The 21,139-nt window shown below is 61.8% G+C and carries 22 protein-coding genes; 5 read left to right on the top strand and 17 right to left on the bottom strand.

Annotation, left to right across the window (positions count from 1 at the left end):
• Positions 1-5: 5 nt before the first annotated feature.
• The 5 genes from RPE78_RS03975 to RPE78_RS03995 all read left to right on the top strand — a co-directional run bounded on the left by RPE78_RS03975 (position 6) and on the right by RPE78_RS03995 (position 4,382).
• Positions 6-986, top strand: a complete 981-nt coding sequence (locus RPE78_RS03975) for a type II secretion system F family protein (protein WP_406721283.1) — start codon at positions 6-8, stop codon at positions 984-986.
• Positions 987-1,000: 14 nt separating this feature from the next.
• Positions 1,001-1,561, top strand: coding sequence for a tetratricopeptide repeat protein (locus RPE78_RS03980; RefSeq protein ID WP_339108206.1), 561 nt, complete (start codon positions 1,001-1,003; stop codon positions 1,559-1,561).
• A gap of 24 nt (positions 1,562-1,585) precedes the next feature.
• On the top strand, positions 1,586-2,446 hold the full coding sequence (locus RPE78_RS03985; RefSeq protein ID WP_339108207.1) for a hypothetical protein: 861 nt from the start codon (positions 1,586-1,588) through the stop codon (positions 2,444-2,446).
• 1 nt (position 2,447) lies between these two features.
• On the top strand, positions 2,448-2,954 hold the full coding sequence (locus tag RPE78_RS03990) for a prepilin peptidase (protein ID WP_406721284.1): 507 nt from the start codon (positions 2,448-2,450) through the stop codon (positions 2,952-2,954).
• Between the two features lie 117 nt (positions 2,955-3,071).
• Positions 3,072-4,382: an ATPase gene (locus RPE78_RS03995; protein ID WP_339108209.1), complete on the top strand. Its 1,311-nt coding sequence runs from the start codon at positions 3,072-3,074 to the stop codon at positions 4,380-4,382.
• Here RPE78_RS03995 and RPE78_RS04000 read toward each other — a convergent pair.
• The 17 genes from RPE78_RS04000 to RPE78_RS04080 all read right to left on the bottom strand — a co-directional run bounded on the left by RPE78_RS04000 (position 4,379) and on the right by RPE78_RS04080 (position 21,131).
• Positions 4,379-5,344 (bottom strand): LytTR family DNA-binding domain-containing protein, encoded by a 966-nt coding sequence (locus tag RPE78_RS04000; RefSeq protein ID WP_406721285.1) that lies wholly within the window; start codon positions 5,342-5,344, stop codon positions 4,379-4,381. The genes RPE78_RS03995 and RPE78_RS04000 overlap by 4 nt on opposite strands.
• A gap of 214 nt (positions 5,345-5,558) precedes the next feature.
• Complete coding sequence (gene folD / locus RPE78_RS04005) at positions 5,559-6,461, bottom strand: bifunctional methylenetetrahydrofolate dehydrogenase/methenyltetrahydrofolate cyclohydrolase FolD (protein ID WP_339108211.1); 903 nt, start codon at positions 6,459-6,461, stop codon at positions 5,559-5,561.
• On the bottom strand, positions 6,458-6,763 hold the full coding sequence (locus RPE78_RS04010) for a chorismate mutase (RefSeq protein ID WP_339108212.1): 306 nt from the start codon (positions 6,761-6,763) through the stop codon (positions 6,458-6,460). The genes folD and RPE78_RS04010 overlap by 4 nt, the downstream gene beginning before the upstream one ends.
• A 163-nt stretch (positions 6,764-6,926) precedes the next feature.
• Positions 6,927-7,514: an MOSC domain-containing protein gene (locus RPE78_RS04015; RefSeq protein WP_339108213.1), complete on the bottom strand. Its 588-nt coding sequence runs from the start codon at positions 7,512-7,514 to the stop codon at positions 6,927-6,929.
• A 198-nt stretch (positions 7,515-7,712) separates the two neighbouring features.
• A complete protein-coding gene (ftsH, locus tag RPE78_RS04020; RefSeq protein ID WP_406721286.1) occupies positions 7,713-9,626 on the bottom strand; it encodes an ATP-dependent zinc metalloprotease FtsH in 1,914 nt (637 codons plus the stop codon).
• A 93-nt stretch (positions 9,627-9,719) separates the two neighbouring features.
• Positions 9,720-11,024 carry a tRNA lysidine(34) synthetase TilS gene (gene tilS, locus RPE78_RS04025; RefSeq protein WP_406721287.1) on the bottom strand — a complete coding sequence of 435 codons (1,305 nt, stop codon included), beginning with the start codon at positions 11,022-11,024 and terminating at the stop codon, positions 9,720-9,722.
• A gap of 9 nt (positions 11,025-11,033) precedes the next feature.
• Positions 11,034-11,876, bottom strand: coding sequence for a tol-pal system protein YbgF (ybgF, locus tag RPE78_RS04030; protein ID WP_339108216.1), 843 nt, complete (start codon positions 11,874-11,876; stop codon positions 11,034-11,036).
• Positions 11,876-12,409 (bottom strand): peptidoglycan-associated lipoprotein Pal, encoded by a 534-nt coding sequence (pal, locus tag RPE78_RS04035; RefSeq protein ID WP_339108217.1) that lies wholly within the window; start codon positions 12,407-12,409, stop codon positions 11,876-11,878. Before pal ends, ybgF begins: the two co-directional genes overlap by 1 nt.
• A gap of 66 nt (positions 12,410-12,475) precedes the next feature.
• Entirely contained in the window at positions 12,476-13,804 is a 1,329-nt protein-coding gene (gene tolB, locus RPE78_RS04040) for a Tol-Pal system beta propeller repeat protein TolB (RefSeq protein WP_406721616.1), read from the bottom strand.
• Between the two features lie 146 nt (positions 13,805-13,950).
• Positions 13,951-15,282, bottom strand: coding sequence for a cell envelope biogenesis protein TolA (locus tag RPE78_RS04045; RefSeq protein ID WP_406721288.1), 1,332 nt, complete (start codon positions 15,280-15,282; stop codon positions 13,951-13,953).
• A gap of 25 nt (positions 15,283-15,307) precedes the next feature.
• The gene (locus RPE78_RS04050) at positions 15,308-15,778 is read right to left on the bottom strand and encodes an ExbD/TolR family protein (protein WP_339108220.1); all 471 of its coding nucleotides are present in this window, start codon (positions 15,776-15,778) and stop codon (positions 15,308-15,310) included.
• A gap of 3 nt (positions 15,779-15,781) precedes the next feature.
• On the bottom strand, positions 15,782-16,477 hold the full coding sequence (gene tolQ / locus RPE78_RS04055; RefSeq protein WP_339108221.1) for a protein TolQ: 696 nt from the start codon (positions 16,475-16,477) through the stop codon (positions 15,782-15,784).
• A gap of 117 nt (positions 16,478-16,594) precedes the next feature.
• A complete protein-coding gene (gene ybgC / locus RPE78_RS04060; RefSeq protein ID WP_339108222.1) occupies positions 16,595-16,996 on the bottom strand; it encodes a tol-pal system-associated acyl-CoA thioesterase in 402 nt (133 codons plus the stop codon).
• 24 nt (positions 16,997-17,020) lie between these two features.
• Complete coding sequence (locus RPE78_RS04065) at positions 17,021-17,731, bottom strand: hypothetical protein (RefSeq protein ID WP_339108223.1); 711 nt, start codon at positions 17,729-17,731, stop codon at positions 17,021-17,023.
• A 92-nt stretch (positions 17,732-17,823) separates the two neighbouring features.
• A complete protein-coding gene (locus RPE78_RS04070; protein WP_406721289.1) occupies positions 17,824-18,381 on the bottom strand; it encodes a DUF924 family protein in 558 nt (185 codons plus the stop codon).
• A 126-nt stretch (positions 18,382-18,507) separates the two neighbouring features.
• Positions 18,508-20,130: a BCCT family transporter gene (locus RPE78_RS04075; protein WP_339108225.1), complete on the bottom strand. Its 1,623-nt coding sequence runs from the start codon at positions 20,128-20,130 to the stop codon at positions 18,508-18,510.
• Between the two features lie 305 nt (positions 20,131-20,435).
• On the bottom strand, positions 20,436-21,131 hold the full coding sequence (locus RPE78_RS04080; protein WP_339109543.1) for a CDP-alcohol phosphatidyltransferase family protein: 696 nt from the start codon (positions 21,129-21,131) through the stop codon (positions 20,436-20,438).
• Between the last annotated feature and the right edge of the window lie 8 nt (positions 21,132-21,139).

Consider the following 21,139-nt stretch of genomic DNA (forward strand, 5'->3'; position numbering starts at 1 on the left):
CCCCCATGAGCGCGCTCTCCCAATTCCTGACCCAATCCCTTGGCCCGCTAGGACCGATGATCGCGCTTCTGGTGCTGGCGGGCGGGCTGATCCTTGCCACCCTGCCCTTTCTGCTCAAACGGCGCAGCGATCCGCTGGACAAGATCGCCCAACAGCGGCGCAATTCGCAGCCGGTAACGGCCACAAGAAGCCCCGCAAAACTGCGCGAAGGCAGCGGCAATGACGCGCTGGAACGGTTTGCCGGTTTTCTGGAACCGCAAAACGAAAAGGAAATGTCGGCCGCCAAGAAATGGTTGCAAAGCGCGGGCTATCGCAGCCCGAATGCCGTGCGCAGCTTCCACGCAGCCCAAGCCTCGGCGGCGATTGGCGGGCTTGCGCTGGGGGCGCTGATCACGGTCTATCTCACCCTCACCAATACCGACCCGCTGGAACCTGCGGCGATGATCGGCCTGATCATGGGACCGGGCGTTGTGGGATATTTTGGTCCGAAACAATGGGTCAACAGCCGTGTCGCAGCCCGCACCGCCGAATTGCAGAACGGCTTTCCCGATGCGCTGGACATGCTGCTGGTCTGTGTCGAGGCCGGACAGTCGCTCAATCAGGGCATCATCCGCGTGGCCCGCGAACTGGCCACTTCCTGCCCCGCCATTTCCGAGGAATTCGGTCTGATCGCCTACGAGATCAAGGCGGGCAAGGACAAAGCCACCGTGATGCGCAATTTCGGGGAACGCTCGGGCGTGAGCGACATCCAGAGCTTCGCCACCGTCATGATCCAGTCTCAGACATTCGGCACCTCTATCGCCGAGGCCCTGCGCATCTATGCCGCCGATATGCGCGACAAACGGATCATGCGCGCCGAGGAAGCGGCCAACAAGATCCCGACAAAAATGACCTTGGGCACAATGGCGTTCACCGTGCCGCCGCTTCTCATCATCCTTGTTGGGCCTTCGGTCTATGATATGATAAACAGCTTCAGCAACTTCTGACGCTCTAGAGCCCGATGCCCGCCACCCGACGCCTGATTGCCCTTGCCTGTCTGTCTGCCGCGCTCGCGGGCTGCGTGCCGCTGCCCTTCGGCACCTCGCAATCGCCCTATGCACCGGGCTATGCGGATGGCGACGGGGTGGACGGGCTGATCGTCGGGCATCGCCTGATGGCAGCGGGCGAATATGATCTGGCGCTCAAGGCCTATTACCGCGCGATGGCCGAACACGGGGCCACAGTGGACACGCTATCGGCCATCGGTTCGGCCAATCTCAAACTCGGGCGCTTGGGACAGGCGGAACAGATCCTGCGCCGTGCCACCGAAAAAGACGCGAAATTCGTGCCCGCCTGGAACAATCTGGGCGTCGTGCTGATGGAAGAGGGCAAGGTCGCCGAGGCCGCGCGGACCTTCCGCATCGCCTATGGTCTTGATAATGGCGAATCTGACGCGATCCGAGAAAACCTTATGCGCGCGCTCGCAAAAATCGACAAACCGGTATATGATTCTCCGCAAGAACAGACATTCAAGCTGGTGCGGCGCGGGCATGGCGAATACCTGCTGCTGACCAAGCATTGAGGCCGAGCGAGAGGACGCAACACCATGCGCCAGATTATCGTGATGACCGCCCTGCTGGGAGGCGCGCTGATGCTTGCCGCCTGCGGTGCCAGCGACAGTGCCAAGGAGGCCGAGGCCTTCAAGACCGTCAATGCGATCGACGAAACGAACCTGTCGGATATCATGCTGACTGTCAGCGACCCGAAGGAGGCTGTGAAATATTTCCAGCGCTCTGCCAACGAAAACCCCGACCGGATCGACCTCAAGCGGGGGCTGGCGAAGTCTCTGGTGCGGGCCAAACAGCATGATCAGGCCGTGAAGGTCTGGCAGGCGGTGCTGGCCATGCCCGGTGCCACGGATGCCGACAAGGTCGGTCTTGCCGATGCCCAGATCCGCAGCAATGACTGGGCGGGCGCGAAGGCCACGCTCAACACGGTGCCGCCCACCTACGAGACCTATGACCGTTACCGGCTGGAAGCGATGGTGGCCGATAGCGGCAAGCAGTGGAAAAAGGCCGATAGTTTCTATGATACGGCTGTCGGGCTGACAACCCGCCCCGCCGGTGTGCTGAACAACTGGGGCTTCTCGAAACTGACCCGTGGCGATGCCAAATCCGCCGAAAAGCTTTTTGCTGAAGCGCTGACCTATGACCCGTCCAGCTTCACCACCAAGAACAACCTCGTTCTGGCCCGTGCCGCGCAACGCAAATATGACCTGCCGGTGGTCGACATGACCCAGACCGAGCGGGCCCAGTTGCTGTATACGGCGGCGCTTTCGGCCATCAAGCAGGGCGATGTGAATACCGGGCGCAGCCTCCTGCAGGAGGCTGTTGACACCAACCCCCAATATTTCGAAGAGGCCGCCCGTGCCTTGGCCGCGCTTGACGCCAATAAGGTCAAGGCCTGACATGTTTGCCGCGCCCTCGTTTGCAGCAGCCTGCCTTTTCCTGCTGGCGATGACACCGGTCTGCCTCTGGGTGGCCGCCACCGACCTGCGGGACATGAAAATCCGCAATGTCGCGGTCTATACCACGGCGGGGATCTTTGTTTTTCTGGGGCTGGCGGTGCTACCTCCCGAGGTCTGGGCATGGCGGTGGGTCAATTTTGCCGTGGTCTTGGCCATCGGTTTCGCGCTTTTTGCCTTTGCAGGCTTTGGCGCGGGGGACGTGAAATTCGTGTCGGTCGCCGCGCTCTTTGTCTCGCATGAGCCGGGGCAGATCTCGCTGGCGATGATCTGCCTCTCGGTCGGTTTGCTGGCGGGGCTGGGGGTGCATCAACTGCTCAAACGCCTTCCCGCCCTGACCCGTGCGACCTCCGGCTGGCGCAGCTGGACCGCCAAACGCACCCCCGCTGGCGTCGGGCTGGCGTTGGCCCTCTGGATCTATCTGGCCCTTGCCGTTCTGGCGGCGGCATAAGACCACCCCACGCCCGCATTTTTCCCGAATTCGGCCATAATGCGGCGTCACCTTCTGCCCAGACGTATCTGTATGTCTGTCGTTCCGGTGACCATGTGTGAGGAAAAGGTTTCTGCCATGAATATGATGCTCCGCCCGATTACGGCCCCGCAGACACCGCGCAGCCTGTCGGAGACGGGGCTTAGCCTTGTGATGATGCGCGACCTTCTTCTGAAGACGATGTTCCGCACCAATCAGACCACATTGACCGCATTGGGCGCCCTGATGTGCCTGCCAACCACCTTGCTGCAAGAGCTGATCGATCTGGCCCGCGAGCAGCGCCTTGTCGAGGCGATGGGAACGCTGCATGCCAATTCCGGCAACGAGATGGCCTTCCAGCTTTCGGATGCCGGTCGCGCCCGCGCGCTGGACGCGCTGGCGCAGTCGGAATATTACGGCGCGCTTCCCGTGCCGCTGGTGCAGTATCGCGAGCAGGTCAAACGCCAGTCCATCCGCAATATCCAACTGACCCGCGAGGCGCTATTGCAGGCGATGGGGCACCTTGTCCTGCCGCCGGATCTGATCGACCAGCTAGGGCCTGCGGTCGGCTCGGGGCGCTCGATCCTGATGTATGGCCCGCCCGGCAACGGGAAGTCCTCGATTTCCAACGGGATCCGCGACGCGCTCGGCGACCAGATCTATATCCCCCGCGCCATTGAATATTCGGGGCAGATCATCACCGTCTTCGACCCCATCATCCATACCGAGGCCCCGATCCCCGAAGAAGACCCGACAGCGCTGCGCCGCGCAGGGCCACGCTTTGACCGCCGCTATGTGCTCTGCGCACGCCCGACCGTCATCACAGGGGGCGAATTGACGCTGGATATGCTGGATCTCAAATTCAACCCGACGGCGCGCACCTATACCGCGCCCCTCCAGTTGAAAGCCTCGGGCGGTGTCTTCATCGTGGACGACCTTGGCCGCCAGTCCGAGCCACCACAGAAGCTGGTGAACCGCTGGATCGTGCCGCTTGAGGAAAGCCGTGATATCCTCGCACTGCAATCGGGCGAGAAATTCGAGGTGCCTTTCGATACATTGGCGATTTTTTCCACCAACTTCCACCCCAATGCCATCTTCGACAAGGCCGCGCTGCGGCGTATCTTCTTCAAGATCAAGATCGACGGCCCCAATCAGCGGGATTTCCTCAAGATCTTCAAACTCGTCGCGAATAAACGCCAGATGCCGTTGAACGAAGCTGCCCTGCTCCATCTGCTGAAGGTGAAATACCCCAGTATCAACAATATCTACGCGAATTATCAGCCGATCTTCCTGATCGACCAGATGATCGAGATCTGTAAATTCGAAGGCCTTCCGCGGCAGATGTCGCCCGAGCTGATCGACCGCGCATGGGCCAATATGTTCGTGCGTGACGAAGAGATCCTACATTAGGACACACGCATCTGCGGCGACGGCTCTGCGGGCGGCAGGGGCAGGTCGAAAAGACCGGCATCCTCGACATCGGACAGATAGGTGCGCGACACCGGCACCACAGCCCCGTTTCGCAGGGTCAGCTTTGCCTTGGAGGTCATTTTGAGGGCCTCTGTCACCGCATCCTCGGCCACCCAGTGCGACCGGTGCACCTGCAGCCCTTCCACACCGTCCAGTTCGGTGATGGCGTCAGCCAGCCGGATCAAAACCTGATGCGACCCCTGCGAGGTGGTGACATGCACATAATGGTCGCGGCTTTGCAGATGCCAGATATCGCCATGATATTCCTCCGGCAACCGCTCCAGCAGGCGTGGGCGGTGGGCAGGCTGCGGTCTCGGAGCCGGTGCAAATGGCACAGGGGCATGTTCGGCAGGCAGAATGTCGGACGGGCCGGTTTGCGGCGGGCGGACGTTTACCGGCTGACACCGTATCTGCGCAGGTGCCCCCCCGACAGAAGGCGGGTCTTCAGGAGAGAGATCGCCCTGCGATGACGGCAGATCTGCCTGCTCTTGCTCTTGCTCTTGCGGGTAGAACACGCGCCGCAATGTGACACAAAAGAATGTCATCGCAAAATTATAGGCCCCGAGTTCCAGCAGGCTGGGCAGATTTGCACGCGCAATATCCGCGAAATAGGACAGCAGCGCCAGATAGGGAAACGCCATGATGAGGCCAACGCTGACCGATTCCAGCAGCACATAACGCCAGAACTGCCGGACCCCCAGAACCGTCTCGTAAAGCAGCCGGAACCCGCAGCCGATCAGAATCCCGAAGGCCCAGAGCGACGGCCAGTAGACCAGTCTTTCACCGAAAGTCAGCCATTCGAATGTGCCAAACGGCCCGCCCAATATCCCGAACACCGACGCGGCGCCCCAAGTCAGAAGCAGCGTCGGCACGCTCAGTGAACGAAGATAGGTGCTCCACATCGTAAGGGACCTCTTGCTTGGCGTGCCCTGTCCCATCCGCTAAAGCGAATGCCTTTGTCATGAGCCCAGAGTAATTCCTGTTCTGCGCTCCAGAATAAACAAAAATAATTGCACCTTTGCGAACGTCGCAAAAACGAGACAAACGCCGGGGGTATTTTCCGGCGTTTGTCAAAGGTTCAATTTACAGTTGATTCGACCCCTGCCCCTTGGCGGCTCAGGCCGTCAGCCCCTCCGGTTCGGGCAGGTTATTGGCGCGGGCGCAGGCGGTCAGGGTATTGGCCAGCAGGCAGGCGATGGTCATCGGCCCAACCCCTCCGGGAACCGGCGTGATGGCCCCTGCCACCTCTGCCGCCGATGCAAAGTCGACATCCCCGACCAGACGGTGCTTGCCCTCGCCCTTTTCGGGGGCCGGAATGCGGTTGATACCAACGTCAATCACCGTGGCACCCGGTTTGACCCAATCGCCCTTGATCATTTCAGGACGGCCAACAGCGGCGACCAGAATATCCGCGCGGCGGCAGATCTCTTCGATATCCTTAGTGCGCGAATGCGCCACCGTCACCGTGCAGCTATCGCGCAGCAGAAGCTGAGCCATCGGCTTGCCCACGATATTCGACCGCCCCACCACAACGGCATTCAGCCCCGAAAGCGCGCCATGATGATCGCGTAGCATCATCAGACAGCCCAGCGGCGTGCAGGGCACCATGGATTTCTGCCCCGTCGCCAGAAGCCCGACATTGGAGATATGGAAGCCGTCGACATCCTTGGCCGGATCGATCGAATTGATGACCAGATCCTCGTTGAGATGTTTGGGCAGCGGCAGCTGGACCAGAATACCATGCACGGCAGGATCGGCATTGAGACGCGCGATCAGCTCCAGCAATTCCCCCTCGGAGGTCTCGGCAGGCAGCTTGTGCTCGTAGGAATTCATGCCGACCTCGACAGTCTGCTTGCCCTTGTTGCGCACATAGACTTCCGATGCGGGGTCTTCCCCCACCAGCACCACAGCCAGACCGGGCGTAATACCGTGATCGGCTTTCAGGCGGCTGACCTGAGCGGCCACCTTCTCGCGCACCGAGGCCGCGAAGGCCTTGCCGTCAATGATCGTCGCAGTCATTCAAAGTCTCCCGTGCCAAGAACACGCTCTTCGCGCTGGATCGACGCCTCGATCATGATGCGATAAAGCTGCTCGAAAAGTTCAACATCGCCGTTACATTGCGCGGCATGCGCTTTGACCTTGGCGACAACATCCTCGACCCGCTCTTCGATCCGTGCCGGCATATCCTCTTCCGGCTTCAGATCGATTGCGCGATCAATCAATGTCAGACGATAGGCAAGATGCTCGACAATCTGGCGGTCGAGCCAGTCGATCTGCTCGCGCAGCTCTTTCATCGAGGGAATGGTCTTCGGATCTTTCATAGGACAATCCACTGCTTATCTATCCGGCGGCACAAAGATTGACGCCGCTTACATTGATGGCGCTACCTATTACATCCCCAGCACAGGCGGACAAGCCCGCGATCGACAGGTCATGTCGATATTGCGCCCTTGCCCCATGAAAGATCGCGATAAAGGCCTGATCCTACCAATCGTGCTGAAGTTTCGACCATGCGCGTTGGTCCGGCACCCAAAGCTGCAAGCTCTGCCCCAGTGCCAGCCGTCCCGGACGCTGCACCCAGGCCGTCACACCGCGCCGCCCCGTGGCCGCAGGCTTATAGGCCTTGCCCTTCTCGGGATGCACCGCCTCGATGATGGTGCCGGGCAGCACGCAGGGCCGGTTCTCCATATCCACCACCAGCGCCACACCCTCTTCGCTTTGCAGACGTGACGATGGCGGAATATGGGAAAAATCCGGCAACCCGCGCAGCACGACCGACGCCCCCACCCATTCGGGACGCAGCTCGGGAATGCGCATGGCAAACGCGGTCTCGGCCATTTCCTCGGCAGAAAGCAGCGTCATCTGGCGGGTATTGGCGATAATCGTGCCCTTGGCAAATTGCGCGCTGACCCGCGAGCAGGCAGGCCGTGTACGACCGCGATGGGCCTCCCCCAGCGGGCCATCGAAATCCAGTTCAAGCTCGGTCCGCGCCACCGACTCCATCTGCCCCTCGGGCACGACCCCAAGCCAGACAATCTCAGCACGATACCCCGTCGGCTTCAAGGCGGGCATGAATAATCCTGTCAAATCACCGCAAGCACGCAGCAGACCCATGCTTGGACCGCATAGCGGAAAGGTCAAGATCCGTCGTTACGTTCGCAGCTTTGCCCTGACACGAAGAGTCCGGGCGATACCTTGGCCGCCACATGCGGCCCCTTTGCAAAAAAGGCCGCCCCGAAGGACGGCCTTTTGTAAAATCTCCCGAAGGCATCACGCTTTGGGATCAGTCTCGCCCGCCTCCGGAGCGGTCTCGCCGGAGGTCTCGGGCTTGGTCTTGGAGATCGAGTTGACGGTCGGCAGGCCGCCCAAGGGGGTATCATCGTCCCCGCCCAGCGTCTCGCCCCGGATGACCTTCTTGATTTCCTCGCCGGTGAGGGTCTCGTATTCCAAGAGGCCCTGCGCAAGACGTTCCCATTCCTCTTCGCGCTCGTTGATGATGCGGACCGCCTCGCGATAGCCCTCCTCGATCAACTCGCGCACCTCGTCCTCGATCAGCTGTTTGGTCGCGGTCGAGACAGAGAAGCCTGCGGTATTACCGGAATAGCCCTCATGCGCTTCGGAATAGTCGATATTGCCGACCTTGTCGGACATGCCCCAGCGCATCACCATCGCCCGTGCAATGGCCGATGCCTGCTGGATATCGCCGGCCGGACCGTTCGACACATGGTCGGGGCCCCATTTCTTGATCTCGGCCGCCTTGCCCGCCATCGTCATGGCGATCTTCTGCTTGGCCTCGTCCTTATGGTAGTTCAGCTTGTCCATCTCGGGCAGCGAGACCACCATACCAAGGGCCTGACCGCGCGGAATGATCGTGGCCTTATAGACCGGATCGCATTTGGGCAGCGCAAGGCCGACAATCGCGTGACCGGCTTCGTGATAGGCGGTCATTTCCTTCTGCTCGGGCGTCAGCACCATCGAGCGGCGCTCGACCCCCAGCATGACCTTATCCTTGGCCTGCTCGAAATCTTCCATGGTGACGAAACGACGCCCCACACGCGCGGCCATCAGCGCCGCCTCGTTGACAAGGTTCATCAGATCGGCCCCCGAGAAGCCCGGCGTGCCGCGCGCGATGGTGCGCAGATCGACATCGGGACCAACAGGCACCTTGCGGGCATGGACGGTCAGGATCTTCTCGCGACCCTTGATATCGGGATTCGGCACATGGATCTGGCGGTCGAAACGGCCCGGACGCAGGAGCGCGGGGTCCAGCACGTCGCGGCGGTTGGTCGCGGCAACGATAATGATGCCCTCATTCGCCTCGAAGCCGTCCATCTCGACCAAGAGCTGGTTGAGGGTCTGTTCACGCTCGTCATTGCCGCCGCCGATGCCGACACCACGGGCGCGGCCCACAGCGTCGATCTCGTCGATGAAGACGATACAGGGCGCGTTCTTCTTGGCCTGTTCGAACATGTCACGGACGCGGCTTGCACCGACACCCACGAACATTTCCACAAAGTCGGAGCCCGAGATGGTGAAGAAGGGCACGCCCGCCTCGCCCGCAATCGCACGCGCCAGAAGCGTCTTACCGGTGCCCGGAGGGCCAACCAGCAGCGCGCCTTTCGGGATTTTGCCGCCCAAGCGCGAGAATTTCTGCGGGTTGCGCAGGAATTCCACGATCTCTTCCAGCTCTTCCTTGGCCTCGTCGATGCCTGCGACATCATCAAAGGTCACGCGGCCCTGCTTTTCGGTCAGCAGTTTGGCTTTCGATTTGCCAAAGCCCATCGCGCCGCCTTTGCCGCCGCCCTGCATCCGGTTCATGAAGAAGATCCAGATGCCGATCAGCACGAGGAAGGGCAGCCAGACGCCCAAGAGCGACATGAAGCCCGACTGCTCCTGCTTCACCACCTTGACCTGCACCCCTTGCGAGATCAGACGCTCGGCGATCGGATCGGTCAGAGGTTTGACGGTGGAATAAGTCGACGTGCCGTCTTTGAGCTGATAGCGCACATCCTCCCCATCGATCTGAACATTGCTGACATTGCCCTTATCGACTGCCGTAATAAATTCGGAATAGTCGACTTGCTGCGAATTCATCGCGTTCTGTCCATCCCCAAACAGGTTGAACAGGGCGAGGATCAGCACGAACAGCACGGCCCAAAAGGCTAGATTGCGCGCATTACCCAAGGAAAAACCTCCAATTCATTTTGACATCCTTGCGACGCCCGGATGAGCGGGCAGGAAGCCGTTGATCTGAAAATAGGGATTTAGGCTCAGGGTTCAACGGGTGAATAGCATTGAGCGGGTGAACGGGGTCGCAATTTCTGCATTCCAGCCATTCGAAAGCCCTGCCAAGGGCGCCGCAAGCAGTGTCGGACCGTCCCAAACCGCCGGACTCGCCAGAAGCGAGGCCCGCGGCACCCCTGTCGCGCGCCAGTCGGGGCATTGCGCAAGCCCTGCCTTTCCCAAAGCGGCGATGGTCAGCCCCCTGCATGCGTAAGCTCCCGCCTCTCCCTGTGCCTCTGGCCCATCACGCCCGACGCGCCAGCGGTCCCATTGCGTGATCTGCGCCGATGACACAGCCACAACCTGTTGCGCCACCGCCGCCAGTTCACGGGTAAAGCGCACGGTGCCACCCTTCTGGCTGCGCTGCACACCGGCCAGCGTTCTGGTCTGGGCGAGATCGCGGCAGAAGGTCTCCAGCTTGGGGCCCCGCGGCGCATAGGCCCCGCCCCCGATCCAGCCGAGAATCACCGCGAAGAGACGGCGGCGGAATTCGCCCTGCACTTCGTCCTCCAGCCCTTCGAGACTGACCACCACATCGCCACGGTCGATCTGCACATGGCGCGCGACCATCGCGGCCAAAGCGGTCGACAAAGCCTCTTCGGCGCGGGCCAGATGCGATACCGTCTGGCAGATCTCCTTGGGCGTAATCCCGAGCGCCGCCAGATGCGGGGCCGCTTGGCGCACCTTCACGCGGTCATATTTCGGGTTGTCGTTTGACGGGTCCTCGGCCCATTGCGCACCGATCCCGCGCAGATAGGCGCGCAGGTCCTCACGCCCGAGATCCAGCAAGGGACGGTGCCACGTGACGCCGTTCTCGACCCAAGCCTGACGCATGCCCGACAGCCCCTGCACCCCCGAGGCCCGTGCAAGGCGCATGAAAAAGGTTTCCATCTGGTCATCGGCGGTATGGGCCATCGCGATATGGGAGACCCCCTGCTGGCGTGCCCAAGCCCCCATCAGTTCCATCCGCGCCCGCCGCGCGAGATCCATCAGATTGCCCCCCGATGGCGCCTGCCAGCGTAGGGTCCAATGCGGCAGGCCAAGGCTTCGGGCCACCTGCCCCACCATGCGCGCCTCATCGGCCGCCTCGGGACGCAGCCCGTGATCGACGGTCACCACCGCCAGATCCAGCCGCCCCGCCAGCAGATGCAGCATCGCCATCGAATCACCGCCCCCCGAAACCGCCAGCCCCACGCGGCGGCCCTGCATGGCCGCCACAAACGCCTCGGGCACGGGCGGCCCGAATGGCAAACTGCCGCGACAGGGCGCGGCAGTCGGGGTCTTGTCATGACCGGACACGCAAGGGCCTCACATACAGCCGAGCTTCGACATCTCCGCGCGGGCCTCGGACACGGCCTGCGCCTGCGGATAGCGTTGCCCCACCTGTCCCAAGGCCGTGCAGGCTTCGCTGCGCTGGCCAAGCTGACCCAGAGCCCAGCCCAGCTTCGTCAGGCTTTCCGGTGCCTTATCCCCGTCAGGATAGGTCGAGAAAGCGTTCAGCCATGCGCGTGCCGCCCCTGCGGTATCGCCGGATTTCTGCAAGGCCTCGCCCTGATAATAGAGCGCGTCGTCGCTTAGCGGGCCACCCGTGTAGGATTGGGCAAAGGCCGCAAGCTCTTTCGCGGCGCGAGGAAAGTCACCCTGATCGAGCACCCCCTTGGCCCGATCGAAGTCCGACTGTTCATTCATCGCCAGATCGGCACTGGACTGGCCGGACCCGTTCGAGGACGCTGCCGGCGTCGGAGCCGCTGCAGCACTGCTATCTGCCCCGCCCAAAGGCGCGGTTTTACCAATCGAGGAGATGTCGCAACCCTGCTCCATCTCGCAGACACGGAATTCCAGATCCCCAATCCGGTTGGTGCCATCACTGACCACCCGATTGATCTTGTTCTGCAATTCTTCGGTCTGCGAGGTCAGCCGCGACAGCGACGCCTCCATCGTATCCATCCGTGCAAGCGCCGAGGCTCCGCCCGCCGCCTGAAGTCCCGAAGAGCCGGAGGACACCAGCTCTTGACGCAGGCCTTGCACCTGCGCCGAGAGCTGCGCCAGTTCCGAGCGGATATCGGCCAGAGACTGCTGGTCCTGCGCGAAGGCGGGCAGGCCCGCCATCATTGCCAAACCACAGACCGCCCCCTTCAGCGCACGCATCATCAGGAACCCGCGCCTTGTGCGATCACCGTCACGGCGCGACGGTTCTGCTGATAGCATTCCGGTGCCGAGCAGACCGCGATCGGGCGCTCTTTACCATAGGACACGGTGCGCAGACGGTTGCCGCTGACACCTTGGCTGATCAGGAAGGCCTGTGCCGCGCTTGCACGGCGTGCCCCCAGCGCAAGGTTGTATTCGCGCGTGCCCTGTTCGTCGGCATGGCCTTCGATCACGGCAGTGTAATTCGGGTGGGCATTCAGCCATTGCGCCTGTTGGGTCAGGATCTGAGTGGCTTCGGGCGACAGGGTCGACTGGTCGACCATGAAATGCACCATGTCACCGATTTTCTTCTGGAAATAGGCGGGCGAGTTGGGGTCGTTGATATCGCCTTGGCTGACCGAGCCGTCCCCATAGCCGCTGCCATAGGCACCGCCCGGATCATTCACGCCCGAGCCATCGCCGAAGCGGTCGGGATTGTTACACGCGGCAAGGCCCAATGCGCTCAGCAGCAGGGCGGCTTTGAATGCGGTTTTCATAGATCGTTCCATCATATCAGGTGCTCGTCATGAGCAGGGTAACAGTATTCTTCGGGCTTGGAAATGTCACTGCAGAAGCGGTGACCACGTCACATCAGAGGCCGCGCCGGGCGTCGGCACCTGCTTCAGGTTGCGGCCGGAAATATCCACCGACCACAGGCTTGCACCGCCGTTCGCGCCGGGGCTTTCGCGGGTGAACATGATCACACGGCCATTGGGCGACCAAGTCGGACCCTCGTCAAGGAAGGAAGCGGTCAGCAGGCGTTCTTCCGAACCATCGGTGCGCATGACGCCAATATGGAAGCGCCCCGCATGCTGCTTGGTGAAGGCGATCATATCGCCGCGCGGCGACCAGACCGGCGTCGAATAGCGCCCTTCGCCAAAGGAAATACGGGTGGGTTCGCCGCCGCTTGCGCTCATGACATAAAGCTGCTGCGTGCCGGAGCGGTCGGATTCGAACACGATCTTCGACCCGTCAGGGCTGTAAGAGGGCGCGGTCTCGATGGCGGGGCTATTGGTCAGGCGCTGGGGTGCACCGCCATTGATGCCCATCCGGTAAAGGTCGGTATTGCCACCCTGCTCCATCGAATAGAGGATCGAGCCGCCATCGGGCGAGAAGCGCGGCGAGAAGGTCATCGTGCCGGGGGTCTCGGGCAGAAGCTGCGAACTGACATTGCCCACATTCATCATCTTGATCCGCGGGAAGCCGGTTTCAAACGTGGTATAGATCAGCTTGGACCCGTCCGCCGAGAAGCGCGGCGCCAGAACGATGGTGCTGGAATCGGTGAGATAATTCACGTTCGCGCCATCATAATCCATGATCGCCAGACGTTTCTGACGGGCATTTTTCGGGCCACTTTCGGACACGAAGGCCACACGGCTGTCGAAATAGCCACCCTCGCCGGTGATGCGCGAATAGATGGTATCGGCCACCTTATGCGCCAGACGCCGCCAGCTTTGCGGGCTGGCCGCCAGTTGCTGGCCCTCCCCCATCTCGGCCCCCGAATAGATATCGAAAAGACGGAATTTCACGACTGCCTTGCCGCCCTGCATCGAGACAGCCCCCACAATCAGCGCCTGCGCGTTGATCGCGGTCCAATCGGAATAGTTCACCTGCGTGCCGAAGCTGGAGAAGCGCTGGATATGGGCGTTTTGCGGGATCTCGCGGAACAGGCCCGTGCCGGTCAGATCCGAACGGATCACGCTGGAGATATCCTGCGCAATCTTCGAGGCATCGCCGGTTTCGGCGATGAAGGTCGGCATGGCAAAGGGCAGCGGCTCGATCACACCATCGGTAATCTCGACATGCAGAGGTTCGCCATCCTGCGCCATCGCCGGAGCCGCAACCAGCCCCGCCGTCATCACACTTGCGGCGGCCACTCCGGCCAACATCATACGCAGCATCGAAACACTCCTTGTCTGGTCCGTTCCCGTCTGGTCAGAACGGGCAGGTTTTGTCGGTTGTAGCGCGGAATGGACGCAGGGCGCATCACATCCGCACGACATTTCGCGATGATCGGACGATTTCCTTGAAAACCGCATCAACGCATCCTCATGCTATCGGGGTTGAAATCCATCTCGATGGTTTTCCAGCGCCCGTATTTTTCCGCCGGAAGCGGGAAGCCATCCGAGCCACAGCGCACGATCGCGCGGCGTGCCGCCTCGAAGGCCTGCTTGGCAGCCGCATCCGACCCGCCCGACGACCCGATCATCTTGATCGTCGAAATGATCGGCGTGCCGTTCTGGTTCATCTGCACCGAAACCGTCACCGTGGTGCGCAGCGCCTCCGAGGACAGCGCGCCCACGTTCCAGCATTGCTTCACATCGACAACCAGCGCCTCTTTCTCGCCGCGGGTGATCGGGGGGCCCATCGGCGCATTGCCGGTGCCGCCCGTGCCCTCACCGCCCAGAGCCTGCGCAAGCGCATCCTGCACCGCCTTCTCGGTATTAGGCGAAGGGGCTGCGGGTTTCGCAGCAGCAGCAGGTTTTTCGGTCTTCTTATCGGCGGGTTTGGCCGCAGGCTTGTCCGCCTTTTTCTCGACCGGCTTGGCCGCAGGCTTGTCGGCCGGTTTCTCGGCTTTCTTCTCGACCGGCTTCGGCGTGTCGGCTTTGGGCGTGTCAGCCGCTGCGGTTTCCACCGGCTTCGGCTCTTCTTTCTTCGGCGGAGCGGGCTTCGTACGCGGCTTGGGGCTGACCGGCGGAGCCGATGTCTTGGCCTCTTCCACCGGCTTCGAGGCTTCGGTCTCGATCTCGGTGCCCGCCTCCTCGGGGGCCGCGGCCTCCTGCGCCTCTTCCTTCGGCTCTTCAGGCTTCGGCGCCTCGGCCTCTTGCGTGGCCTCTTTCGGCACCTCGGCCACCTTGGCTTCGGGCGCGGGGGTGGGCAGCGGATCGGGGGCCACACGCCGCGCGGGCTTGGGCACCGGACGCGGGCTGAATTCGGGGGTCGAGGTGTCTTGCGGCACTTCGACGTCCGGCATCATCGAAGGCGGGACTTCCGTCACCTCTGTCGGCTCGGCAGGTGTCTGGACCTCCGACAGATCGGGCTTGGCTTCGGGCTTGGCAACCGGCTCGGCCAGAGCCTCCTGCGGGGCCGGATCGGGGGCCTCGTCGGGGGCAGGCACATCCTCTGCCGGAGAGCTGTCCTGCTGCGGTGCGGCAATCGCTTCGGGCGCGGTGTCCTGCACCTCGCCCGCTTTGGGAGCTGCCGCCTGCATCGCTTGGAATTCGGCATCCGAGATCACCGAAACCTGCGTCATCTGTATCGGCTCGACCGGATCGCGTTTGATCAGGAGATCCCCCACGACAGCCCAGAGGATGATCCCCGCATGGACCACCCCCGACACCCAAGTGCCGATCTTATCTGCCCGTTCCATCCGCATAAAGTTGCGTGCCTTGCGCTTACTGTTTCGCCGGTCCCGTCAGCGACGGACCACCGGATTCGGTCACCAGAGTGATATTGTTGAAGCCCGCGCCATTCAGGGCGCCCATGACTTCGACCACACGGGCATAGTTGATACCGCCATCGGCGCGCAGGTAGATCTTGTTGCTGTCCCGCTCGGCGGCGATCGCCTGCAAACGGCCCACAAGCTCGTCTTCCGGCACGGTCGAGTTCATCAGCGACACCGTGCCATCAAGCTGCAGCGAAATGGTCAGCGGCTCTTCCTGTTCGGTCGGCACCGCCTTGGCCGAGGTCTTCGGCAATTCCAGCGGCACACCCACGGTCATCATCGGCGCGGCCACCATGAAGATGACCAGCAGCACCATCATCACATCGACCATCGGCGTGACGTTGATCTCGGCCATCGCCTGATGCTTGCCGCGCCCGCGCCGCCCTCTCCGGCTGGAATTTTTCATCACACCGCCGCTCATGGATCAGGCGTCCAGCTGGCGCGACAGGATGGTGGAGAACTCGTCGGAAAACGCCTCGTAGCCGCCAACGATACGGTCGGCATCGCCCGAAAGCTTGTTGTAGAAGATCACGGCAGGAATCGCCGCAAGCAGACCGAGGGCCGTGGCCACCAGTGCCTCGGAGATACCGGGAGCCACAACGGCCAGCGAGGTGTTCTGCGAAATCGCGATTTCCTCGAACGCCACCTTGATCCCCCAGACCGTCCCGAACAGACCCACGAAGGGCGCGGTGGAACCGACCGTGGCAAGGAAGGGCAGCCCGTTATTGAGCTTCTCGCTTTCCTTGGTGATCGCCACATCCATCGAACGCTCGATCCGCGATTGCGCACCGGCGATCAGATTGCCGTCCTGACGGTGGCTGCGACGCCATTCCAGCATACCGGCGGCAAAGATCTTCTCGCTCGCGCCATCGGGGCGGGTGCCGATCTGCTCGAACAGCTCGTCCAGCGGCTCGCCCGACCAGAAGGCCTGATCGAAAGTCTCGGCCTCGCGGCGGGCCGCGCGGAACGAGATGAATTTACGGATGATGATCGCCCAAGACCAGAAGCTGGACAGCATCAGCAGGATCACCACGAGTTTTACGGTTAGGGAGGCACGGGCAAAAAGGGCAAGCAGCGAGAAATCCATCTGCTGCGCCGCGCCAAGCACGTCTGTTTCCATCAGTCTACTGCTCGTCAAATAGGGGCCGCGTTTGTCGCGGGTTGATTGGCAGCGATTTTAGCGCACATAAAGGGGCTACGCCATAACATCTACGTCACCTAGGGCCAAATTGCGCACCTAATGCAGGCTCGGAGCCAACTTCCGGCGTATTTCGGCAGATATCCGCTGCGCCGCCCCTGCCTCGTTCAGGCATACAAGGGTGACCTGCGCGGCAAAAAGCACCTCTCCCGCGCGTTTGACCTCCTGCGCAAGCTGGATCCGCGCGCCTGTTTCGGCCAGCAGCGTGGTCGAGACAACCAACTCGTCATCATATCGGGCAGGCTTGAGATACTCGGCCTCGACACGGCGCACGGCGAACACCGTGCCGGTCTCCGCCTTCATCCGCGCCTGATCCACACCAAGCGACCGGACCCATTCGCTGCGCCCGCGCTCGATGAATTTCAGGTAGTTGGCATAATAGACGATCCCCGCCAGATCGGTATCTTCGTAATAGACGCGGATCGGAAATTCAAAAGCCATCTCAAGACCTTACTTATGAATCCGTTAGTTTTTCGGGGCCAGTTTCGCCTCGGCCATATCCTGCACCATGCGGGCGCTGGCGGCCTCGGCTTTCTCGCGCATCAGATTGGCACGGGCAAAAAGGCGCAGCGCATGGGCGGCCTCGTCGGCCACGGGCGGCATGACCGGATCATAGCTGGCGGCAATCAGCGCCGCCACCTCGGGGCGCAGCACAGCGGCCCCGCGCGCCAGCCCCAGCGGAGACTGCGCGGCCCATGCCTCGCTTCCCCATGCGAGAATCATCTGCACCGCCTGCCCCAGCGCGATCGTCTCGGCAGGCACCTCGGCCATAGCCTCATCCATCCGCACGAAACTGAAACAGGCCCGAATGGCCCCCTGATCATCGAAGCGGAAGGTGCGGTAATGGGTCGCCCCCGCATCATCCAGACGCACAACCAGATCCTGCAGACCCGGCAGCATATGATCGAGGTTCGGAACCTCCAGGAGTTCCTGCCAGTCACGGAAGAAGAAGATCATCAGATTGGCCCCGAGCTCCGGATCGGTCTCGGCCAGCTTATGGCCCGACAGCGCCACGACCGCCTCCAAAGCGCCTTTCATGATCTGCAGCGTCTCTTCCTGCACGCCGAAGACGATCGGCACGATCGGCCTGCCCCAGCGCGCGAAATGGTAATGCCCATCCGCGCGGGTAAACAGGGCGGTGATCTCTTCGGGCGTCAGGCTACAGGCTTCGGTCATGGTGGTCCTCGTCTCTTGCTCGCGATCATAGGGCGTCGCGCGGGCGAGCAAAAGGCGTCATTCGCCCCTGTCGCCCAACGCAGCCCCTATGGCTAGAAACCGGCATGGGTTTCCAGAAAGGCCAGTTCGGGCTTGGTGCTTTCGCGCTTGAGCGCGGCATTACGATGCGGAAACCGGCCAAAACGTGCAATGATGTCGCGATGGGCTTCGGCAAAGCGCTGCCCTTCCGCATTCTGCGCCGCCGTATAAAGCGCGAGCGCGCGGTCCTGATCGGCCAGTTCCTCGGAATGCATGAAGGGCAGGTAGAAAAAGGCAGCCGCGGCCGGATCCACCTCTCTCGCGACAGCCGCATCGAAGCCTTGCGCCAGCGCCGCATCCGCCACCGCCCGCGCCTTGGCATCGCTGGCAAAGGCATGGCCGGTCCCGCGGAACATGTTGCGCGGAAACTGGTCGAGCAAGATCACCAGTGCCAGCGCCGACTGCGCGGCCTGCTGCCAATCCGCCAGCGCGCCCTGCGCCGCATCGGCCTGCAAGGCGGAGAAACGGTCGCGGATCTCGCCGTCGAACCGCTCGTCTTTGACAAACCATTTTTCGCGATTTTCCGGTGCGAACCAGAATTCCAGAACATCCTGCGCGCGTGATGGTGCCATGTTGGCCTCCTTTGGCTACGGGTGGAGCCTATAGATAGGCCGAAGCGACGACAGCCCCAATACAAGGCGCAAAAAATAACGGGCACCGCGACGGGTGCCCGTTGGACGCTCCGGCCCGAAAACGGCTCAGGCGTTCTTTTCGGCCTGTAGACCTTTGACGATGGAATAGCACATCACCAGCAGAACCACGGTAAAGGGCAGCCCTGTCGAGATCACCATGGATTGCAGGGCCGAAAGCCCGCCCCCCAGCAGCAGCACAATCGCGACCACGCCCTCGAAGGTCGCCCAGAACACCCGCTGCGGAACGGGGGCATTGACCTTGCCACCTGCGGTGATGGTGTCGATCACCAGCGAGCCCGAATCCGAGGAGGTCACGAAGAACACGATCACAAGGATCACCCCCACAACCGAGGTGATCTGCGACAGCGGCAGCGCCTCCAGCACGCGGAACAGTTTCACCGAGATATCGGCATCCACGGCGGCCTGATAGCCGTCCTGAATGACCTGCTGCAACGCGACGCCACCAAAGATCGACATCCAGACCACACAGGCCAGCGACGGGATCAGCAGCACACAGACCACGAATTCACGCACCGTGCGCCCGCGCGAGACACGCGCGATGAACATACCCACAAACGGCGACCAGCTGATCCACCATGCCCAGTAATACGAGGTCCAGCCCTGCACGAAGCGGGTATCTTCACGCCCGAACGGGTTCGACAGCGCCGGAAGCTCGGTCAGGTAGGCACCAAGGCCGGTGCCGATATCGCCCAGAAGGGTCAGCGTCGGGCCGGTGAACAGCACGAAAAGCAGCAGAACCAGCGCGAGGATCATGTTGATTTCCGACAGTTTCTGCACGCCCCCTTCCAGCCCGCGCAGCACCGAGACAAGCGCCACAGCGGTAATACAGATGATCAGGATCACCTGCACCGTCGTCGAGATCGGAATGCCCAGCACGGCATGCAGACCGGCATTGGCCTGCGTGGCCCCCAGCCCCAGCGAGGTTGCCAGACCGAAGAGCGTGGCAAAGACCGCTAGAATATCGATGATATGGCCCGGCCAGCCCCAGATCCGCTCGCCCAGGATCGGATAGAAGGCCGAACGGATCGTCAGCGGCAGCCCCTTGTTATAGGAGAACAGCGCCAGAGCGAGCGCCAGCACCGCGTAGATGGCCCAAGGATGCAAGGCCCAATGGTAGATGGTCGCGGCCATGCCCAGCTTGAAGGCGGCCTCGGTATCGCCTTGCGCCCCGCCCAGCGGTGCGCCAGCCGCCCCTGCGAACGAGGTCGAGAAATGGGTCAGCGGCTCCCCCACGCCATAGAACATCAGACCGATGCCCATACCGGCGGCAAACAGCATCGCAAACCATGCCGGATAGCCGAAATCCGGCGTGGCCTCCGACCCGCCCAGCCGCACCTTGCCCCAAGGCGAGACAATCAGGAACAGACTGAACAGCACGAAAATGTCGCCCGCCGAAAGGAAGAACCAGTCGAACCCGCCCGTGACCGACGAAAAGAGCCAGCTGAACAGGGACTGGGCCGTCTGGGGGAAGACCAGCGTAAACAGCACGAATAACACGACAGCCACAGCAGAGATGGCGAAGACCGGATTGTGGATATCGAAATCCAGTCTGCCGACACTGCCTTCGATATTATCCTGTCCGACGGAATAGTCGGTGTCGATCGGGGCGGCGTCGCCCTCGGGGGCGGGCACACCCAAATCCTCGTCCTGATCGATTGTCTCTGCCATGCAGCGTCTCCTGTCCTGTTTCCTTTGTCGCTCCGGCGCGGTCAGTTGCGGACCTGCCCCCAAGACCCCGAGGCCGGATCGGGTGCGCGGGCCCCAGATACGGCGAGAGCGCAATGCCGTGCGTGTGCGGCTTTGCGTGTAAAGGCCAAGATGACAGCCCGACGCGACCCGTAAGTGCCAAAAGCGACGCGAAGTGTCGCTTATGAGACATTGCGTCCAAAAACTCCACCACTGAAACAAGCAAAAATCCGCCGGGTTCCCGGCGGAGGACAGAAATATGCGGATTCTATCGGAAAAGCGGCGTGTCAGCGGCTTCGCAGGGGCACCACTTGCTGCACGATCCCGACGAAGAGCAGATAGAGCGAACTGAGGATCAGCCCGAAATGCACCCATGCAGGCGAATGGAAATTGGTCCATGCCGCAATGGCCGCGAAGACCACCCAGGCCAGCGCGATCGGCAATGACAGCGCGCGCCAACGCTCTGTCCTGACCGGATGGATGAATTTCAACGGCAGGAACATCGCCACCGTACAGATCAGCACCAGCACCAGAATAACCGGCGGGGTCGGTGCCACAGCAAACACGACCAGCGCCACCATATTCCAGCAGCCCGGAAAGCCGGAAAAGGAATTATCTTTGGTTTTCATGCGTGTATCCGAAAAGTACACAACGCTGAAATAGGTGATAGCCACCACCACAAGCCAGCCCGGCCACCCCGGAAGCAGGTCGGATTTGAACAGCGCATAGGCGGGAATGAAGACATAGGTCAGATAGTCGATGATCAGATCCATCAGGACCCCGTCATAGACCGGCGCGTTCCGTTTGACATCATAGCGCCGCGCAAGGGGGCCGTCGATGCCATCCACAACAAGCGCCACAACCAGCCACAAGAACATGACGCTCCAGTTTCGCTCGACGGCTGCATCAAGAGCCAGAAGCGAAAAGACCGCTCCGGTTGCAGTGAGAAAGTGAACGGAGAGAGCTTTGGTGCGTAACATCATAATTCGGG

The organism is Thioclava litoralis (genome assembly GCF_045278885.1).
Taxonomy (GTDB): domain Bacteria; phylum Pseudomonadota; class Alphaproteobacteria; order Rhodobacterales; family Rhodobacteraceae; genus Thioclava; species Thioclava litoralis.

Excerpts from the sequence above, each read along its gene's own strand:
- RPE78_RS04045 (WP_406721288.1), bottom strand. The coding sequence starts at position 15,282 with ATGGAACGGGCAGATAAGATCGGCACTTGGGTGTCGGGGGTGGTCCAT.
- RPE78_RS04075 (WP_339108225.1), bottom strand. The coding sequence starts at position 20,130 with ATGGCAGAGACAATCGATCAGGACGAGGATTTGGGTGTGCCCGCCCCC.
- folD (WP_339108211.1), bottom strand. The coding sequence starts at position 6,461 with ATGACTGCGACGATCATTGACGGCAAGGCCTTCGCGGCCTCGGTGCGC.
- RPE78_RS03975 (WP_406721283.1), top strand. The coding sequence starts at position 6 with ATGAGCGCGCTCTCCCAATTCCTGACCCAATCCCTTGGCCCGCTAGGA.
- ybgC (WP_339108222.1), bottom strand. The coding sequence starts at position 16,996 with ATGGCTTTTGAATTTCCGATCCGCGTCTATTACGAAGATACCGATCTG.
- RPE78_RS04070 (WP_406721289.1), bottom strand. The coding sequence starts at position 18,381 with ATGGCACCATCACGCGCGCAGGATGTTCTGGAATTCTGGTTCGCACCG.
- RPE78_RS04015 (WP_339108213.1), bottom strand. The coding sequence starts at position 7,514 with ATGCCCGCCTTGAAGCCGACGGGGTATCGTGCTGAGATTGTCTGGCTT.
- RPE78_RS04080 (WP_339109543.1), bottom strand. The coding sequence starts at position 21,131 with ATGATGTTACGCACCAAAGCTCTCTCCGTTCACTTTCTCACTGCAACC.
- tolQ (WP_339108221.1), bottom strand. The coding sequence starts at position 16,477 with ATGGAAACAGACGTGCTTGGCGCGGCGCAGCAGATGGATTTCTCGCTG.
- pal (WP_339108217.1), bottom strand. The coding sequence starts at position 12,409 with ATGAAAACCGCATTCAAAGCCGCCCTGCTGCTGAGCGCATTGGGCCTT.
- RPE78_RS03980 (WP_339108206.1), top strand. The coding sequence starts at position 1,001 with ATGCCCGCCACCCGACGCCTGATTGCCCTTGCCTGTCTGTCTGCCGCG.
- ybgF (WP_339108216.1), bottom strand. The coding sequence starts at position 11,876 with ATGATGCGTGCGCTGAAGGGGGCGGTCTGTGGTTTGGCAATGATGGCG.
- RPE78_RS04010 (WP_339108212.1), bottom strand. The coding sequence starts at position 6,763 with ATGAAAGATCCGAAGACCATTCCCTCGATGAAAGAGCTGCGCGAGCAG.
- RPE78_RS03985 (WP_339108207.1), top strand. The coding sequence starts at position 1,586 with ATGCGCCAGATTATCGTGATGACCGCCCTGCTGGGAGGCGCGCTGATG.
- tolB (WP_406721616.1), bottom strand. The coding sequence starts at position 13,804 with ATGATGTTGGCCGGAGTGGCCGCCGCAAGTGTGATGACGGCGGGGCTG.
- RPE78_RS03995 (WP_339108209.1), top strand. The coding sequence starts at position 3,072 with ATGAATATGATGCTCCGCCCGATTACGGCCCCGCAGACACCGCGCAGC.
- RPE78_RS04000 (WP_406721285.1), bottom strand. The coding sequence starts at position 5,344 with ATGTGGAGCACCTATCTTCGTTCACTGAGCGTGCCGACGCTGCTTCTG.
- RPE78_RS03990 (WP_406721284.1), top strand. The coding sequence starts at position 2,448 with ATGTTTGCCGCGCCCTCGTTTGCAGCAGCCTGCCTTTTCCTGCTGGCG.
- RPE78_RS04065 (WP_339108223.1), bottom strand. The coding sequence starts at position 17,731 with ATGACCGAAGCCTGTAGCCTGACGCCCGAAGAGATCACCGCCCTGTTT.
- RPE78_RS04050 (WP_339108220.1), bottom strand. The coding sequence starts at position 15,778 with ATGAGCGGCGGTGTGATGAAAAATTCCAGCCGGAGAGGGCGGCGCGGG.